This is a genomic window from Paenibacillus vietnamensis (assembly GCF_020169515.1).
Classification (GTDB): Bacteria; Bacillota; Bacilli; order Paenibacillales; family Paenibacillaceae; genus Pristimantibacillus; species Pristimantibacillus vietnamensis.
Genome location: NZ_JAHMHW010000002.1, coordinates 569,869 through 587,441, shown reverse-complemented (window position 1 = coordinate 587,441; position 17,573 = coordinate 569,869). Strand labels below are relative to the sequence as shown.

16 protein-coding genes are annotated in these 17,573 nt (G+C 44.6%); 15 read left to right on the top strand and 1 reads right to left on the bottom strand.

Annotated features, from left to right (window positions below; translation table 11 throughout):
- The first annotated feature begins 8 nt into the window (after window positions 1-8).
- The 5 genes from KP806_RS07940 (at window position 9) to KP806_RS07920 (ending at window position 5,097) form a co-directional block, all read left to right on the top strand.
- Complete coding sequence (locus KP806_RS07940) at window positions 9-884, top strand: carbohydrate ABC transporter permease (protein WP_224723027.1); 876 nt, start codon at window positions 9-11, stop codon at window positions 882-884.
- Between the two features lie 13 nt (window positions 885-897).
- The gene (locus tag KP806_RS07935; protein ID WP_224723026.1) at window positions 898-1,743 is read left to right on the top strand and encodes a carbohydrate ABC transporter permease; all 846 of its coding nucleotides are present in this window, start codon (window positions 898-900) and stop codon (window positions 1,741-1,743) included.
- A 21-nt stretch (window positions 1,744-1,764) separates the two neighbouring features.
- Window positions 1,765-2,874, top strand: a complete 1,110-nt coding sequence (locus tag KP806_RS07930) for a glycoside hydrolase family 172 protein (protein WP_224723025.1) — start codon at window positions 1,765-1,767, stop codon at window positions 2,872-2,874.
- A 142-nt stretch (window positions 2,875-3,016) separates the two neighbouring features.
- Window positions 3,017-4,282, top strand: a complete 1,266-nt coding sequence (locus KP806_RS07925; protein WP_224723024.1) for an ABC transporter substrate-binding protein — start codon at window positions 3,017-3,019, stop codon at window positions 4,280-4,282.
- Window positions 4,283-4,371: 89 nt separating this feature from the next.
- Window positions 4,372-5,097, top strand: a complete 726-nt coding sequence (locus tag KP806_RS07920; protein ID WP_224723023.1) for a YhcN/YlaJ family sporulation lipoprotein — start codon at window positions 4,372-4,374, stop codon at window positions 5,095-5,097.
- A 74-nt stretch (window positions 5,098-5,171) separates the two neighbouring features.
- Here KP806_RS07920 and KP806_RS07915 read toward each other — a convergent pair whose 3' ends face one another.
- Complete coding sequence (locus tag KP806_RS07915; protein ID WP_224723022.1) at window positions 5,172-7,229, bottom strand: hypothetical protein; 2,058 nt, start codon at window positions 7,227-7,229, stop codon at window positions 5,172-5,174.
- A 251-nt stretch (window positions 7,230-7,480) separates the two neighbouring features.
- On the opposite strand from KP806_RS07915, the gene KP806_RS07910 reads away from it, so the two are divergent.
- From KP806_RS07910 to KP806_RS07865, 10 genes are read left to right on the top strand one after another with little or no spacing between them, the layout of a single operon-like run.
- The gene (locus KP806_RS07910) at window positions 7,481-8,278 is read left to right on the top strand and encodes a cytidylyltransferase domain-containing protein (protein ID WP_224723021.1); all 798 of its coding nucleotides are present in this window, start codon (window positions 7,481-7,483) and stop codon (window positions 8,276-8,278) included.
- 19 nt (window positions 8,279-8,297) lie between these two features.
- Window positions 8,298-9,344 carry an N-acetylneuraminate synthase family protein gene (locus KP806_RS07905; protein WP_224723020.1) on the top strand — a complete coding sequence of 349 codons (1,047 nt, stop codon included), beginning with the start codon at window positions 8,298-8,300 and terminating at the stop codon, window positions 9,342-9,344.
- Window positions 9,337-10,620, top strand: a complete 1,284-nt coding sequence (locus KP806_RS07900; RefSeq protein WP_224723019.1) for a protoporphyrinogen/coproporphyrinogen oxidase — start codon at window positions 9,337-9,339, stop codon at window positions 10,618-10,620. Before KP806_RS07905 ends, KP806_RS07900 begins: the two co-directional genes overlap by 8 nt.
- Window positions 10,621-10,624: 4 nt before the next feature.
- Entirely contained in the window at window positions 10,625-11,401 is a 777-nt protein-coding gene (locus KP806_RS07895; protein ID WP_224723018.1) for a glycosyltransferase family 2 protein, read from the top strand.
- Window positions 11,359-12,729: a lipopolysaccharide biosynthesis protein RfbH gene (gene rfbH / locus KP806_RS07890; RefSeq protein WP_318153515.1), complete on the top strand. Its 1,371-nt coding sequence runs from the start codon at window positions 11,359-11,361 to the stop codon at window positions 12,727-12,729. The genes KP806_RS07895 and rfbH overlap by 43 nt, the downstream gene beginning before the upstream one ends.
- A complete protein-coding gene (gene rfbF / locus KP806_RS07885) occupies window positions 12,726-13,502 on the top strand; it encodes a glucose-1-phosphate cytidylyltransferase (protein ID WP_224723017.1) in 777 nt (258 codons plus the stop codon). Before rfbH ends, rfbF begins: the two co-directional genes overlap by 4 nt.
- A gap of 27 nt (window positions 13,503-13,529) precedes the next feature.
- The gene (gene rfbG, locus KP806_RS07880; protein WP_224723016.1) at window positions 13,530-14,624 is read left to right on the top strand and encodes a CDP-glucose 4,6-dehydratase; all 1,095 of its coding nucleotides are present in this window, start codon (window positions 13,530-13,532) and stop codon (window positions 14,622-14,624) included.
- Window positions 14,625-15,545, top strand: coding sequence for an NAD-dependent epimerase/dehydratase family protein (locus tag KP806_RS07875; RefSeq protein WP_224723015.1), 921 nt, complete (start codon window positions 14,625-14,627; stop codon window positions 15,543-15,545). It abuts the gene before it with no gap.
- A 53-nt stretch (window positions 15,546-15,598) separates the two neighbouring features.
- The gene (locus KP806_RS07870; protein ID WP_224723116.1) at window positions 15,599-16,606 is read left to right on the top strand and encodes an SDR family NAD(P)-dependent oxidoreductase; all 1,008 of its coding nucleotides are present in this window, start codon (window positions 15,599-15,601) and stop codon (window positions 16,604-16,606) included.
- Between the two features lie 14 nt (window positions 16,607-16,620).
- Complete coding sequence (locus KP806_RS07865) at window positions 16,621-17,565, top strand: dTDP-glucose 4,6-dehydratase (RefSeq protein ID WP_224723014.1); 945 nt, start codon at window positions 16,621-16,623, stop codon at window positions 17,563-17,565.
- The last annotated feature ends 8 nt before the right edge of the window (window positions 17,566-17,573 follow it).

The following is a 17,573-nucleotide window of genomic DNA, read 5'->3' as shown; positions in this document are numbered from 1 at the left end:
GCGTTAACATGTATGAAAACAAAAAATATATCACCATCGCATGGATCCTTGTTCTGCCGGCGTTGTTAATCCGTGTTTTTACAACGATCTATCCGATTATCGAAACTTTTCGAATTAGTTTATACGACGTGAAATTGCTGCGGGGAATTAATGAGTTTGTCGGGTTTCAAAACTATCTAAATATATTCCAGGATTCGAAAATGATCGCATCCATTAACTTTACGGTCATTTTCGTTGTCGGATCCATGATCGGGCACATCGTGTTAGGTATTGCGCTTGCACTCATCTTAAACATGAAATTTGCCGGGCAAAAAGTGCTTCGCACGATTGTGCTGCTCCCTTGGGCGATGCCGATGGTGGTTATTGCGATGGCTTCGAAGTGGGCCTTTAATAATGAATACGGCTTGGTAAACGATTTTATCCGATGGTTTAACCCGTCCTTCCATTTGGATTGGCTCATTCATGCGACGACGGCAAGCCATGCGGTTATCGCGGTAGATTTATGGAAGGACCTGCCCTTCTTTGCGATCCTCATTCTTGCCGGGCTTCAATTTATATCCTCCGATATGTATGAAGCGGCCAAAATTGATGGGGCAGGAGTGATCCGGTCGTTTTTCACGATAACGTTGCCTCTCATTTCGAAAAATATTTTAGTGTTAAGCATCTTTTTTACGATGTGGAGAATCACCTCGTTTGACGTTGTTTATGCAATGACAAGCGGGGGACCGGGCGAAAGCACCGCTTTAATCGCCTATCGCATTACAACGGAAGCTTTTACGAATTTAAATACGGGGTATGCCTCTTCCATTGCTGTCGTACTCTTCCTGGTCATGGCGCTATTAAGCGCACTCAGTATGCGCGCGGCAAAACGTGTAGATTATTAAGGAGCGATCACGTATGTTTTCGAACAGATTTCAGCGCATTTTACTGCGATGCTTGATGTGGACCTTGGCGATCATTGTTGCTTTCCTCATCCTTTTCCCGTTGTGGTGGATCTTTATCTCTTCCATCACGCCATCGGGGGAATTATTTTCGAAGCCGATTAAATACTGGCCGGTCAATCCCACGCTGGAAAGCTATACTTACTTGATCGAAAATGTCGGTTTGCTGGCAAAATCGAGAGACACCATTATTATCGTTGGCTTATCGATTACCATCGGCATGATTGTTTCTGTTATGGCGGCATTCAGTTTTGCCCGGTTCAAAAATAATGGATTATCGTTGGCGGTTGCCTTTTTGCTAGGCTCGATGTTGATTCCCGACGTGGTGACGGCGCGCCCGCTGTACGATTTTTTGCGGCAAGTTCATTTATTCGATACGTATACGGGTTTAATCATCCTGTACATCAGCGGCATCATTCCGTTTACCATCCTGATTCTGCAAAACTTTCTTAATGATATACCGGTTTCAATCGAAGAATCGGCTTCCATTGACGGCTGCGGCTTTCTCCAGTCGATGTTTTATGTGACACTGCCTCTTCTGAGGCCGGCAATCGCGACCGTCTGTATCGTGAACTTCATCACTTGTTTGAACAACTTCTTTACGCCTTTATTTTATTCGAACGGAATTTCGGTTCTTTCCACCGCCATCACACAGCTGCCCTTAAGGGATAATATGTATGCCGTACCGTGGGATTTAGTCAGTGCGATGGGTTGGATTATTATTTTGCCGATTATTATTTTCGTCGGGATCTTCCAAAGGCAGATCATGGAAGGCATTATGGCAGGCGGCGTAAAAGGATAACTATAAGAGGAGACTATTCCTATGTTTAATAACCCATTTATCGGAGGGCTTTCGTCTCTCCCCCTGATTAAAAGCGGCAGAAGCCGCGCTATCAACGCAGAAAATCCGAATGGCGAGAAAGGCTCGGGAGGAAAGGAGGCCAGTCATTTGGGTCCTTCCCGCAAGGGCTCGCCGTGCATCCGCGATGTGCAGCCTGGAACGACCGTCACGCTGGCCGAAATGGCCGGCCCGGGCATTATCGAACATATTTGGATTACGGTCACAGACCAAACCGACAAAGATACGTTTGTTCTTCGAGATCTTGTTGTTCGCATGTATTGGGACGACGAAACGGAGCCTTCCGTAGAAAGCCCGCTTGGCGACTTCTTTTGCAACGGATTCGCGAGAGGCTGCACCGTGAACTCGATACCGATCGTCGTCAATCCGACGAGGGGCTTCAACAGCTATTTTCCGATGCCTTTCCGGAAGAAAGCAAAAATTACGATCGAGAACCAGCATGAAGCGCCGATACCGGCACTCTTCTATCAGGTCGATTATTGTTTGCATGACGAGCTGCCGGACAACACGGCCTACTTCCATGCGCAATGGAAGCGGCAGCGGATGACGAGCAAAGCGGATGACTACGTGATTCTGGATAACGTCCGGGGTAAAGGACAATATGTAGGCACCTACATGGCGCTGACCACGCTGGAGAGATATTGGTGGGGCGAAGGCGAAATCAAGATGTACATTGACGGCGATAAAGACTATCCTACTATCTGCGGCACCGGAACCGAGGATTACTTCGGCGGCGCTTGGAGCTTTGCAACGCAGAAGGACGGAAGGACGGTAGAGAATACGTATTGTACGCCATTTATGGGCTATCCGTATTATTCCAGACATGACGAGGCCGTCCATCATTTATATCACAATGACGACGTCCCGCCGATGAGAGGCTTTTATCGTTGGCATGTTCTCGATCCCATCAGATTTAGTGAGGATATCAAGGTTACGATTCAACAAATCGGGGTTTACAAGAAGGGGTTATTCGAACGGCAGGACGATGTCGCTTCAGTCGCGTATTGGTATCAATCCGAACCGCATCATCCATTCGAGCCCTTGATGGGCAAAGAGGAAAGATGGCCAAGATAATCACACTTATGGAATTGGTTTCAGGGGCGGGCCGCATGTTGTGCAGCATGCCCTTCTTTTTGATATCATGGATGTAAACGCCAACGGACGAAGGTGAAAATCGAGACGTATGATAAACCGCAAGTTAGGGGTCCTCGTGACTATGCTGTTCATGATCGCTCTGTTCGCTGCAGGATGCGACAAGAGCGAAGATAGTACGGCAAGTGAAAATGAAGATGGAAATTCGACAGCCGGCATGACAGAGAAAACGGTAAAGCTATACAATTTTAAAGTGGAAATGGCCGAACAACTGAACAATCTAATCGGGGAATTCGAGAAGGAAACCGGCGTGAAAATCGAAGTCGATACGTGCGGCGGCGGCTGTGACTACAGCGCGGGGCTAAAGACGAGATTTAACTCCGGCGACAAACCCGATATTTTTTTTGTTGCGGGGCACAGCGATTTGGATCTTTGGGAGGAACACCTTGAAGATCTGTCCGATCAGCCTTGGGTCGGGGATATTGTCGAGCTCGCGAAACCGGCGATTACAAAAGACGAAAAAATCTACGGTATGCCGCTTGCGGTGGAAGGTTGGGGCTTCATTTATAATAAGACTTTGTTCAGCCAAGCCGGCATAACCGATCCGCCGAAAACGTTGACAGAGCTGCAGGAAGCGGCAGAGAAGCTCAAAGCGGCAGGCATCCGGCCTTTCGAGAATGGTTATGGGGAATGGTGGGTCGTCGGCAATCATTTGCTGAACGTTGCCTTTTCCCATCAGTCTGATCCGGTTGCTTTTGTTGAAAATGTGATGAACGGAAAGCAGAAGCTGATCGGTAACGAGAAGTTTGAGCAATGGCTGAAGCTGGTCGATTTGACGGTCGAATACGGACAGCAAAATTCGCTTCAAACGGACTACAACACACAGGTAACGAACTTCGCGCAAGGAAAGGCGGCCATGATGCAGCAGGGCATCTGGACGCAGCTGCAAATCGACCGGATCAATCCGAAAATAGAGATCGGTTTCTTACCGATGCCGATTAACGATAATGCTGCCGCGATGGATAAACTTCCGGTTGGCGTAGCGAACTACTGGGTGGTGAGCAAGACCTCCCAAGTGAAGGAAGAGGCTAAGACCTTCCTTAATTGGCTGGTTACCTCGGATGCAGGCACAAAATTCATCGTTGAGGACGCCAAATTGATTCCTGCATTCAAAAGCATTCCGGCCAGCGAAGAGCAGCTTGGCCCTTTGGCGGCGGATATTATCAAGTATACAAGGGAAGGAAAAATTCTCCCTTGGATGTGGCAGCGGTTCCCCGGCTATGAAGCGAACACTTCACAGATGGCGACTCAAATTCAGGCTTACATCGGCAAACAAATCGGCAAAAAGCAGCTGCTCGAGGAATTTCAGAAGATTTGGGACGATTTTTGATGCGGTGGAACGCGAATAGCCGGAAAGCAAAAAGCGAACGCTAAGAGAGGGCCTGAAGACTGGTCAAACCGGAATGGAGGAATGGCGGAATGCGCAAACGGATCATGGCTTTATCCGCAGGCGTTTTGCTTAGCACAATGCTTGCGGGATGTTCGGACAACCAGGGGGATTTGGGGAATAAAAACATACGCTCTAACAGCATCAGATACGATGCGAACGGAAATCTCCTCAGAGATAAACGGTTCGCGAACGACCAGATGAATGAAATGAACCGACAAAACGGCCGCAGACTTAACAGCAATAATGTGATTGGATCCCATAAAAACTACAGGCTGGAAATGAGCGATACCATTGCGGAGAGCATTAAGCAAATGCAGGCTGTAAAATCCTGTTACGTCATGCTGACCGACGATAATGCTTATATTGCGGTATCTTTGGATGAGGAAGGGCCCGCCGGCGACCCGAATACGATGAGCCGTTCCAATATCGGACGACAGGGCGAAGACGGCGTACGCCTGAACAAACGAATGAGCGGCCTGTCAACGGGATATGATAAGCTTACCGATCAAATAAAGGACGAAATCGCAGGTGAGGTTAGGCGGTTAAGGCCTGACGTCAATCAGGTGTACGTGTCGGCCAATCCGGATTTCGTCGGACGCATGAATGCGTATATGCAGGACGTGAAGCTTGGACACCCGATTCAGGGTTTTGTAGCCGAATTTAATGCAATGGCTGAGCGGATTTTTCCGGCGAAAGCTGGAGACAATAGTGCGGGTGGCGCCGGCGGAAGTGACGGACGTATCCTGTTTGATTGAACGATAAAACTAATACCGGTATAGGTCTTGTGTACCCATACCGGTATTTTTTGTTATGATTTGATCATATCCAGCTATTTCCTTTTCGGTCTTAATCTTTTTTTTGCCGAAATTCTTTTCCGTCTTTTTCTTCGCTTTAATCGTACCGCTTGAGTTTTATTGAGCATATTCGCTTGAGCGTATTGCGCATCCTCTTCCGTAACTACTTCGAATGAAGACTCCGAATTCATTTTATAATACATCACTTTATCATCCGGCATATTACCGTATTGTTGCAGTGCCGATGCCTTGGTAATAACAATTGCTCCGTTTGGATTAAAGCTGCTGCCGGCTTCCGCTTCAGTTGAGGGACTGAGACTGATCAGAGTGTCTGCACTGCCGGCATTGAACAATTGCAGCGCTCTTGCAATATGCGTTCCCGTTCTTGAAGGGAAAGCAGGCGGTAAGATAACGACTTTCTCAGTTAGATCAATAGCTGAAGAATTTTGTTGAAGAACTTGCAGGCAAAGCTCCGAGTACGAACCATTTTCGGAATAGAGTAAGGGATCATTAAGCGTCATGGTTTTGATTTCCACATTATTCTGAACTATATTTGCAGGCAAATCCGTCCGGTCAGTTGCGAGTACAATATGCTGAATCATTCGGCTATTTTGCGCCGCCTGAATCGTTTGTTCGATCAAAAAATCCGGACAGTAAGCATCGGCCCTGACAGGGATAACGGCAGTTGTCATATCTATTTTGCTGCCTTTAATAGAAGCCATTAATTTTTTTATGCTTTTTCTTGCGTTAGTATTGCCGCTATAGGCGCCGAGTAGATATTTTTGCTGCTGATTCAGCATAAGACTGCGATAGGAGTTTTTATTCATATATTTTGAAACAATTGTGCGAAGCTGGTTTTCTCTCCTTGCGGAAGCAATCAGGTTGCTTGAAGCGTAATAAGAGTATTCGTGTTTGTTCGTATTAGGGAAGAAGGCCAGTGCGATAACAGGCTTACGGAACAACATCGCTTCGAGACCCGTAGTGGAAAACTGCACAAAGACCGCATCGGCGCTGTTCAAGAGATCGTATAGATGAAGGGAACGATTACGAATCAGCTTTGCAAACGGATATTTTCGCATCATGCCGGGAGAGAGTCCGCTGCTTTTTTGACGGGGATGTCTTTTGACGAGCAGCGCGACTTGTTTGCGATAGGGCAGTAAAGCGCGAATGATTCGCTGCATCACGATCCGGTTATGCTTCATCTTCAATGGCTGCTCGGGATAAACAAACACTGTTTTAGACCCGTTCAGTCCCATTTTATTCATCAATTGCGACTTGCTTATCCACCGGCCGTTGAAAATGGAATCGAATCTCGGGTTTCCGATTAAATGAAATTTATGGTAAGGGGTCCCATACCTCGTAAGCCGTTTTCTGTGCTGTTCCCCCCATGCAACGTAATGATCCGCGTTCGTAGATAAAATCTGATAAGTATCGATTAATCCGTATTGAATATTTAACGTCGGAATACGGCGCTGCCGGCCCATATGCACAAGAAGGTAACCCATGGGATTCACAGAGGAGGATTGAACGATCGCCTTGATGTTATTGCCCGAAAGCAATTGATCGATACCGTCGATTTTCCGCATCACCGAGCGAAGCTGAGGTTTAATCCAGATCATGAACGCTTTGCGCTTGAAATAAGGATGCACGCCTTTTGTTCTGACGATCGACTTGATTTGTCCGAGTAAACGGTTGTATTGGCCGGTCTGAAGGCGGCCTGACGCTTCAGGATTATAATAGGGGGCTTTGAGTCGGCGGCGGTTTTTCTTTTCGATGCAAACGATATTTTGTTTCATGCTGACGCCTAACCCATCTATAACTAATGAACTAAAAATCGTTTTAGCATTTGTACGGCCAGCTTTATATGGAACAGCAGTGATGTGATCGCTTGCCACTAGCCTGTCGTACATTTGGCGTGGGCTGCGAATGAACCGCAGACCTGTCCGCTTTGAGCCTCTGAAAGATTTGACGGCTTTCAGATGGAATGGATAAGCCATCGCCCTGACGACAGGAACGTGCTTGTACCTGACGCTGCGGAACGTATGAAAAAAATTGGCAGTCAGGTCGTAAGCTCGAAGCTGCGAGTTATTCATCTATTTTACCTCCCTGACATGTTGTAAGCGCCCTTCATGGCAATCGACTCTCCCTTGAACTTGCGGAGATATTCTCTTATGTATCGTATGAGTGACCGTTATCGAATGCCAGCAGGCAGACAACCAATTTTGGATTAATTTTATACTTTGAATCAGCCGTCTAGATCAGATCGCTTGCGCGAATAATAGAATATATTAACTTTTAAGAGAGAAAAAATAAAAGATTGATTTTCATTGGGGAGGGTTATGTTATGAGAATCGGCGTGCTGATTACGGCTAGATTAAAATCTACCAGACTCCCGCTTAAGCTGTTGCTTCCGATCGGGACAAAGCCGGTTATCGATCACGTCATTGAAAGGGCCAAGCGGGTGAGCAGGGTCGACCAGGTTGTGCTGTGCACCTCGACCCATCCGCAGGATGCTCCTTTAGTCGAAGCAGCGCATGCCCGGGGAATACATTATTTTATGGGCCACCCGGACGATGTGCTTCTTCGGCTGTACGAAGCTGCCACATTTTACAGATTTGATTATGTATTGTCTATCACTGCGGATAATCCGTTTTTCTCAGTCGAGTATGCCGATCTGTTGACGAATGAGGCGCTTCTGCGCAAGCCGGATTTCATGTATGTGGAAGGACTTCCGCTCGGCGTTTCAACCTATGGCATCCGTTACGAAGCCTTAAAAACGGTAGTTAAGTTTAAGGAAGGCACGGATTCGGATACCGAAATATGGGGGTACTGGCTGAATCAGCCCCAAATCTTTGACGTTCGGGTTATAAAAGCCCGCAAAGAGGAATACCGGGACGTAAGGCTTACTCTTGATACTTTTGAGGATTTGCAGTATTTGCAGCTGTTAGGTGACAGGCTTGGCGACCGGAACGGTCTCGGCTCCGTTTTAAACGTGATAGACAGCCTTTCTTATGCTTCGGTATTCAACCGGGACATTGTGCAAAAGCAGCTTGCATCGGATAAAAAAACGGAAATTGAGCAGCTCTATCAGGTACAATCGGAGCGCCTGCTCCTGCTGAAGGAACAAATATATAGAAGCTAATGAAGGGGTCGAAAATAGAATGGTAGATTTAAAGACATACTTTAGTTTGCGTGAGGAGAAGCCCGCCTCCATCTACCGGATTGCGGAAACCGCCTATAACCATGAAGGCAGCCTGCCTTATATGCTGCAAATGATCGATGCATTGAAATTGTCCGGAGCGGATGCGGTGAAGCTCCATATCATGCTGGAATTGGATGCGTACATGACGGTCAATCATTCCTTGTTCGCACGCTTGCAGCAATGGCTGTTTACCCGGGAGCAATGGAGGGAAGTGTTCGAACGCTGCCGGAGGAATGGTCTTGCCATCGTAGGCTTGGCTGACGAGCTGCCGGGACTGGAATTTTTAATAGAAGAAAAAGTCGACGTTTTAGCGATCCATGCGGCCAGCCTTCATGATGCTTATATGCTAAGAAAGCTGTCCCGCGCGGATCAGCCTTTATTGGTCGGCGTTGGAGGGGCGACTTTGACCGACGTTGAATATACGATGAGGTTTTTGTCGCCTAAAAAAAATATCGTGTTCATGTACGGCATTCAGCAGTACCCCACGCCGCCGTCTTCTCTTCAGCTGCAAAAGATTCCGATGTACGAAAGGTTATTTAACGTTCCGGTAGGATATGCCGACCATACGGCGGCGCATGCCGAAAACGAGAGGTACCTTGCCTACGCCTCCGCATATGGATTAGGTGCGAGAGTATTTGAACAGCATGTTACGTTGGATTTTGATAACAAACGCATAGACGACGATTCCGCCATAGCAGCAAAATCTTTCGTTCAGTTTACTGAAAAAACGAATTTAATTTCATTGATGTGCGGATCCCCGGTCTTTGAACTGAAAGAAGATGAGAAAAAATACGTTCATTCGCGCAAACAGATGGTAGCGGCGCGTGATTTGCCTGCGGGGGCGATTATAACGGAGAAGGACATTCAATTCAGGCGGACGGAGCAATGGTCGGATATGGCCCCTAAAGATTTTGAACAACTAATAGGTAAGACGATAAAGCAGCAAGTTGCCGCAGGAGAGACATTTTCTCGGGATCATCTAGATATGGAAGACAGCTATGAATGAAATCGTCATACTCGGAGGAGGTGTCGCCGGGCTCTCGGCTGCTTATCATGCAAGGTTGTCCGGTAAAAGTGCAGTTATATTTGAGGCCCAAAGCTATTGGGGAGGTCTGCTCGACAATTTTGTCATTGACGGTTTTCGATTCGACCGGGCCATTCATCTTTCTTTTACAACAAATCATTATGTCCGATCCCTATTTGATCAAACCCCTTATCTGACCCATACCCCTAATCCTTTCAATTACGAAAAAGGAATATGGCTCAAGCATCCGGTTCAAAACAACTTATATCCGTTGGATGTCCAAGATAAGATTCAGGCCATTATGAGCTTTATCAATCGTCCGAATCTGGCTGCTCCCAAAGATTATATGGATTGGCTGCGTCATCAATATGGCGATTACATTGCGAATCGATATCCTGCCGCTTACACAAAGAAATATTGGACCGTGCCGCCGGAGATGCTGAGCACGAAGTGGATCGGTAATCGAATGTACCGTCCTTCTTTGGAAGAGGTACTTGAAGGAGCAATGTCCAGCCAAACTGATAACACGTATTATGCTAAAGAAATGCGATATCCCGTTAATGGCGGATATAAGGCTTTTATTGACCCGATGGCTGCAGGGGCTGATATTCGCTTTAATAAGAGAGCCTTTCGAATTCATCCTAAATTAAAATATGTGGAATTTACGGACGGAACTCGAGCGTACTACGAGCAGCTGGTAAGCAGTATACCTTTACCTGATATTATTCCGATGATTGAGGGAGTGCCTAAAGAAATCGCGGATGCGGCAGAAAGCTTATTTGCAACATCCGTTGCCTTGGTTTCCGTAGGATTTAATAAACCAAAAATCGTTGATGCCCTTTGGTTCTACATTTACGATGAGTCGATTCTGGCATCGCGCGTTTATTCACCGAGCCAAAAATCTCCAAACAATGCTCCGAAGGATTGCAGCTCGCTGCAATTCGAAATTTACTACTCAAAATATAAGCCGCTTCCTTTCTCTTATTCCAACGTGTTAGCGCATGTGGTTCAAAGCTTGAAAACGATGAAACTCGCAACAGAAGATGAAATTTTATTCACCGATGTGAGAGTAGAGCCTTATGCCAATGTTGTGTTCCATCATGGGATGACCTCAAGGCGAGACCATGTTAAACAGTATTTGCATAGCATTGGCATCATTCCGATCGGGCGATTCGGAGAATGGGACTATCTATGGAGTGATCAAAGCCTGCTAAGCGGAAAACGTGCGATTGAAACTTGGATAAATACAAGAGGGTGATTTTTTGTTATTCAATTGTGAAGAACCTGTCCTGAGTATTTGCCTTCCTGTTTTTAATGAAAAGGACACGATTGACCACACAATTCAAAGTATTTTGTTTCAATCATTCAAAAACTTTGAGTTAATCATTACAGATAATTGTTCTACGGACGGAACATCACAAATCATAGAAAGTTATAAGGATGAAAGGATCAAAATATGGAGAAATGAAATTAATCTGGGCTGGAGATTAAATTCTAATCTTGCCCTGTCCAAGGCCACAGGTAAGTATGTCGTTACTTTGCACGGCGGTGATCATTACATTCAGCCTTCTTACTTTGAAAGAGTTGTAGAATTGTTTGAACGCAACCCTAACGTTGGCGTCATTCATTTTGTTCCCATGAAGGCTTTTCAAAAAGTATTTAACGGCAGAGGCTTTATGCGAAGCAAGGATTATTACTCGTTCATCGGGAGTCTTCGTTATATGCCGGCCCCTCCTGTCACGGTATACCGCAATGAAGCGATTCAAGGCAGCGAATACTATGCCAAAAATTTCTGGACGGGGGAAGCACGTTTATCTTTGCATATTGCTAAAAAGGGCTATGATGCTTTAATCGAAATTAACCATTATATTGAGAGGTCTACAAGTCCAAGAGGTGAAAGAAATCAGCCTGCAAGAATGAAAGAGCGACATTCCGACAGGTTGGATTTTTATATGGAATATAGGCGGGATCCGAAAATTAAGAAGCAGGATCTGTTATTTCTTCAACAATCATTGAAAACCAAGCCGAGGAGGAGATAACAATCGATTTATCACACAATGAGCTTCGAATGCAAATTTTAAAATTAACCGAGCAATTTTATGAAAAAAAATGGGTAAAAAAAGATTTTGTTCCCGGGATAGATTATATTCCGGTCAGCGGAAAAACGTTTGATGCTGAGGATCTGCTGCATCTGGTAGATTCATCGCTTGATTTTTGGTTGACGGCAGGAAGGTTTGCCGGGCGCTTCGAGAAGGAATTTGCACAAGCCATGGACTGTAAGTATTCACTTTTAACTAATTCCGGATCAAGCGCTAATTTGCTTGCCCTGACGGCATTGACATCAGAAACATTAGGGGAACGCAGGCTGAAGCCCGGCGATGAAGTGATTACGGTTGCGGCCGGTTTCCCAACGACGGTAAATCCCATTCTTCAGAATCAGCTGATTCCGGTTTTTCTGGATGTTGACATCCCGACTTACAATATAGATACCACACAGCTGGAAGCTGCGATCAGTCCCCGCACAAAGGCGATTATGGTCGCACATACGCTCGGAAATCCGTTTGATTTGTCAACTGTAAAGCGGATTGCAGACAAATATCAGCTATGGCTGATTGAAGATACATGCGATGCGGTTGGTGCAGAATATGCAGGGAAAAAGGTTGGGACCTTTGGCGACTTGGCGACCGTCAGCTTCTATCCGGCTCATCATATTACGATGGGCGAAGGGGGAGCCGTACTGACTTCCAATGCCAAGCTTAAAAAAATTGTGGAGTCATTCCGGGATTGGGGCCGCGATTGCTGGTGCGATCCTGGGAAAGACAATACTTGCGGAAAGAGATTTTCTTGGAATCTAGGCGATCTGCCTTCAGGCTATGATCATAAATATACGTATAGCCATATCGGTTATAATTTAAAAGTTTCAGATATGCAGGCTGCCATCGGAGTGTCCCAGTTGAAGAAATTACAAGGCTTTATCTCAAAACGAAGGGAAAATTATCAAGCACTGCGAGAAGGACTCGCAGAGCTTCAGGATATGCTGATTTTACCGAAGGAAACACCTAATAGCGAGCCTAGCCCTTTTGGATTTCCCATTACCCTTCGATCAGAATCGCCTTTAACCCGAAATCAACTCGTACAATATTTGGAGCAAAACTTTATCGGAACGCGCCTGCTTTTTGCAGGGAATCTATTAAGACAGCCTGCTTATAAAAATATCCCTCATCGTATCGTCGGTCAGTTAACAAACACGGATACGATAATGGAGCGGACGTTCTGGTTGGGCGTTCATCCCGGTATTAGTGACGAAATGCTCAATTATATGGTGGAAAAGCTTTATGAAGCTTATGAAAAGAGGAGACCTTCATGAAAGTTGTCATTTTAGCGGGCGGATTAGGCACTCGGATTAGTGAAGAAACGGATCTGAAGCCAAAACCAATGATAAAAATAGGTGAGTACCCGATTATTTGGAATATAATGAAGATTTACTCTTTTTATGGATACAACGAATTTATTATTTGCCTAGGCTACAAAGGGGAAATCATTAAAGAGTATTTTTCTAATTATTTCCTATACAATTCTGATGTTACGTTTAACTTTACAAATGGAAATGAAATGATCATTCATAACCATTCGACGGAACCGTGGTCGGTAACACTTGCAGATACAGGCAAGGATTCCATGACGGGCGGAAGGCTGAAGCGGATCCAAAAGTATGTTGGAAACGAACCATTCATGATGACATACGGGGATGGAGTCGGTGATATTGATATCCGTCAGCTTGTCGAATATCATCAATCACACGGCAAGCTTGCTACCGTTACAGCTACCCAGCCAAGCGGAAGATTTGGTGCCTTAAATCTAACTTCGGAAAACTGTGTCGAGAGATTTGCAGAGAAGATTAAAGGTGACGGCGGATGGGTGAATGCCGGTTTTTTCGTTTTGCAGCCTGAGGTATTCAATTATATATCAGACGATCATATTGTTTTTGAGAAAGAGCCACTGGAGGAAATAGCTAGGCAATCGCAGCTAATGGCATACAAGCATACAAATTTTTGGCATCCTATGGATACATTGCGGGACAAAAATTATTTGGAACAATTATGGAAATCGGGTCGGGCGCCTTGGAAAATATGGTCATAACGAAAGCTTCTAAAGGGGGGAGGATAATTGATCGACTCTGTTTTCTGGAAGGATAAAAAGGTTTTTGTAACGGGCCATACCGGCTTTAAAGGAGCTTGGCTCTGTATGTGGCTGCAGGCTTTGGGTGCGGAGGTAACGGGCTATGCGTTAAATCCTGTTTCTTCCCCAAGTTTATTTGAGCTTTGTAGGCTAAGCCTATCCATGAAATCCATTATAGGGGATATTAGGGACCGCGAAATGCTTCAACAAGCCATAATAGCTTCCAATCCGGATATTGTCATTCATATGGCGGCTCAGCCGCTAGTAAGAGAATCCTATCAATATCCGGTTGAAACGTATGAAGTAAATGTACTAGGGACGGTTTATTTACTGGAAGCGGTTAGACATGCGGTTCAATTAGGATTAAAGACTAAAGCAATCGTGAATGTAACATCGGATAAAAGCTACGAAAATATGGAATGGCAATGGGGGTACCGTGAAAATGACCCGCTTGGGGGTTACGACCCGTATTCCAACAGTAAAGCGTGTTCGGAAATGGTAACGTCAGCGTACCGGAAATCTTTCTTTAATCCGGCGGAATATCAAATGCATGGCGTTGGCCTCGCTTCCGCTAGAGCAGGAAATGTCATTGGCGGCGGAGATTGGGCTTCTGAGCGGCTTGTTCCCGATTGTATCAGAGCTTATGAAAAGGGTGAAAAAATAATTGTAAGAAATCCAAACGCAATCAGACCGTGGCAGCATGTTTTGGAGCCTCTATACGGGTATCTGTTATTAGCTCAGAGTTTGTATGAAAATGGTCCTGAGTATGCCCAAAGCTGGAATTTTGGTCCTGATGATCAGGATATTAAATCGGTTGAATGGGTAGTAGAAGAGCTAATGAACCGTTTAAATGGCAGCTTTGAAATATCCGGCAGCAGGGATAGGCAGCCTCATGAAGCAAAGCTGCTAAAGCTTGATTGTTCTAAAGCAAAGACATATTTAAATTGGCAACCAAAATGGCGGCTGAATAAGTCTATCGATCTTATCGTGGAATGGATTCAAGGATATATGTCTAATGAAGACGTGAAAGAAATCTGTCTAAAGCAAATTAGATATTATGAAGAAACGGATCTGTGCAAATAAATGACTAAGACCGTCATGATCTCAGGCGCCTCAGGCTATTTTGGAACGATTGCATGTGAGTTTTTTGCTTCACATGGGTGGAAGGTGCTGAAGGCAAGCCGTCATAAAAAAGCTGATATCATTTTTGATCTAGACGAACCTGAATCGATATCCAAAATGCGTATAACAGAGAAGGTGGATTTGTTTATTCATGCGGCATCCGCAAACAAAGAAAGCTGTATAGCTGACCCATACAATAGTATTTCTTGTAATATTGTTGGAACCAAAGCGGCATTAGATTTCTGCGTAGGCAATCAGATCGAGCATTTTGTATATTTATCTACTATTAATGTATTTGGCCAATTTGAAGGTTACATGAATGAATTGTCGTCACCAGCCCCAATGGATGACTATGGAATAAGCAATTTACATGCCGAAGAGTATGTTCGCATGTATATGAGGCAGGGGAAAATTAAGGGGATGGTCATACGCCCCAGTTCCTTTATCGGAATGCCAAAAGATATGTCCACATTCAGCCGTTGGAATCTTGTTCCCTTCTCTTTCTGTAAACAGGCTTTTTTAACTGGGGAAATTGTGCTTGAAACGTCCGGTCTGCAAAAAAGAAATTTTATATCTATTTTAGACATTTGCCAAGTAATCAATCTCGCTTTTCCTCGAATGATAGAATTCCCTCTAATACATGTTCTCGGACCAGATACGATGACAATCAGGAATGTTGCTGAGCTTGTACAATCGATCTTCTACAAAAGCTATCAAAAAAAAATTCGTCTTGTAATCCCTGATGCGACTAATCATGAAAATGAATTTATATTTCATAGTTTGTACATGAATGATTTGTACCAGCCGGCAGGGACTGTTGAGAGTCACTTGGAATGTTTATCCAGAAAAATAGCAATAAATCATATTCAGCCGTTCCAATGACAAATTACTGGCATACAATATTATCTATATTTGATTTAAAGGAAGAATGCCAAATGTTTTTTAAAGATAAAAAAATATTAATTATTGGCGGTACGGGTACTATTGGCCGCAGCTTGTTAAAGCATCTTTTATTACAACAGCCCAAGGTCGTTCGTATATTCAGCAGGGATGAGTACAAGCAATTTGAATTGGCAAATGAGTTAGGAAATCTGCTCAATGTTCGTTTTCTTATAGGGGACGTAAGGGATTATGAAAGAGTAAGCAGCGCAATGCAAGAGATTGACTATGTATTTCACGTCGCTGCAATGAAGCATGTGCCTGCGTGTGAATATAATCCATACGAGGCAGTGCTGACTAATATTATTGGCACGAATAATGTAATCAAAGCAGCAATCGCTAGGAAAGTAAAAAAGGTTGTTTTTACAAGTACCGATAAAGCAATATCTCCGACTAACACTTATGGGGCAACAAAACTAACATCAGAACGATTAGTGGCGGCAGCTGAATTTAGCAAAGGAATGAGCAAGACAACATTCGCAATAGTAAGATTCGGTAACGTAATCGGCTCGAGGGGTTCCGTTATTCCGCTTTTCATCAAACAAATCAAGAGAGCCAATAAAATAACGCTGACTGATCCTACTATGAGCCGTTTTATGATGACATTACAACAAGCAACTGTTTTAACGATTAAAGCCCTTCAACAGTCAAAAGGCGGTGAGGTTTTTGTATTGAAGATGCCGGTCATCAATTTGAAAGATTTAGCTACAATTGTAATAGAAGAGACTTGTAAAAGATTGGGGACAAAGCCGGAGACCATGCAGGTCGAAACAATTGGTATTAGGCCTGGAGAGAAAATGTTTGAAGAACTCATGACAGAAGAAGAATCCCGTTGGGCATGGGAAATGCCCGATATGTATGTTATTCCTTCGAATTTCGTCAAGCGACATCATTATCCGCATGCTATTAAGGCTGCTTATGGAACCTATAGTTCTCACAATCAGCAGCCAATTTCTATAGAGGAAACACGCCGTCTGATACTAGAAACAAATTTGTTTGAATGAAAGGGTGAATGAAGTTGAGGATCTTGGTAACTGGTGGTGCGGGATTCATTGGTCGATGGGTGGTAAAGCGTCTATTGGATGACGGCCATCAGGTTTGGGTGCTCGATAATCTTTCCAATGGTCGACTTGAAAATATCAAAGAATTCGAGTCGCATAATAATCTAATGGAAATTGTAATTGGTGATATTAAAGAGCCGGTCTTGTTAAATAAATTGTTTATTAATAGTTTTGACATATGCTACCATCTGGGGGCGAGCATCAACGTTCAGGAAAGCATTGATGATCCGTTAACAACATTTGAAAACGATACTATTGGTACGTTTTTTGTATTAGAGCAATGCCGAAAGCACGGTGTCAAGCTCGTTTTCATGAGCACATGTATGGTGTATGATCGTGCGCTCTCATCTAAAGGAATCATAGAAACTGACCCGATTAAGCCGGCATCGCCGTACTCTGGAGCTAAAATTGCTGCAGAAAATATGGTGCTGTCATATTATCACTCCTACGGTCTGCCTGTCGTTGTCATCCGTCCATTCAATACGTACGGCCCCTTTCAAAAAACAGGTGGAGAGGGAGGTGTTATCGCTATATTCATCAAGCGTAAGCTGGAAGGGAAATCACTTGATATTTATGGAGATGGTACTCAAACCCGAGATTTGCTGTATGTAGAGGACTGTGCTCGATTTGTCGTTTGGTCGGGATACACTGATCGGGTAAATGGTGAAATCGTTAATGCAGGGCTTGGACGTGATATTTCCATTAATGATCTTGCTAAACTGATTGTTAAGGATGACTCTCGTATTCATCATATCCCACATATTCATCCGCAAAGCGAAATTGCTAAGCTGCTTTGCAATTATGATAAAGCAGAGAGGCTGCTCGGATGGAAGCCCCAAGTTGGATTGGAAGAAGGTATTTTAAAAACGGAACAGTGGATTCGTTCAACTAACTTGATCTAAGGGGAGTT

Excerpts from the sequence above, each read along its gene's own strand:
- KP806_RS07940 (WP_224723027.1), top strand. The coding sequence starts at position 9 with ATGTATGAAAACAAAAAATATATCACCATCGCATGGATCCTTGTTCTG.
- KP806_RS07935 (WP_224723026.1), top strand. The coding sequence starts at position 898 with ATGTTTTCGAACAGATTTCAGCGCATTTTACTGCGATGCTTGATGTGG.
- KP806_RS07930 (WP_224723025.1), top strand. The coding sequence starts at position 1,765 with ATGTTTAATAACCCATTTATCGGAGGGCTTTCGTCTCTCCCCCTGATT.
- KP806_RS07925 (WP_224723024.1), top strand. The coding sequence starts at position 3,017 with ATGCTGTTCATGATCGCTCTGTTCGCTGCAGGATGCGACAAGAGCGAA.
- KP806_RS07920 (WP_224723023.1), top strand. The coding sequence starts at position 4,372 with ATGCGCAAACGGATCATGGCTTTATCCGCAGGCGTTTTGCTTAGCACA.
- KP806_RS07915 (WP_224723022.1), bottom strand. The coding sequence starts at position 7,229 with ATGAATAACTCGCAGCTTCGAGCTTACGACCTGACTGCCAATTTTTTT.
- KP806_RS07910 (WP_224723021.1), top strand. The coding sequence starts at position 7,481 with ATGAGAATCGGCGTGCTGATTACGGCTAGATTAAAATCTACCAGACTC.
- KP806_RS07905 (WP_224723020.1), top strand. The coding sequence starts at position 8,298 with ATGGTAGATTTAAAGACATACTTTAGTTTGCGTGAGGAGAAGCCCGCC.
- KP806_RS07900 (WP_224723019.1), top strand. The coding sequence starts at position 9,337 with ATGAATGAAATCGTCATACTCGGAGGAGGTGTCGCCGGGCTCTCGGCT.
- rfbF (WP_224723017.1), top strand. The coding sequence starts at position 12,726 with ATGAAAGTTGTCATTTTAGCGGGCGGATTAGGCACTCGGATTAGTGAA.
- KP806_RS07875 (WP_224723015.1), top strand. The coding sequence starts at position 14,625 with ATGACTAAGACCGTCATGATCTCAGGCGCCTCAGGCTATTTTGGAACG.
- KP806_RS07870 (WP_224723116.1), top strand. The coding sequence starts at position 15,599 with ATGTTTTTTAAAGATAAAAAAATATTAATTATTGGCGGTACGGGTACT.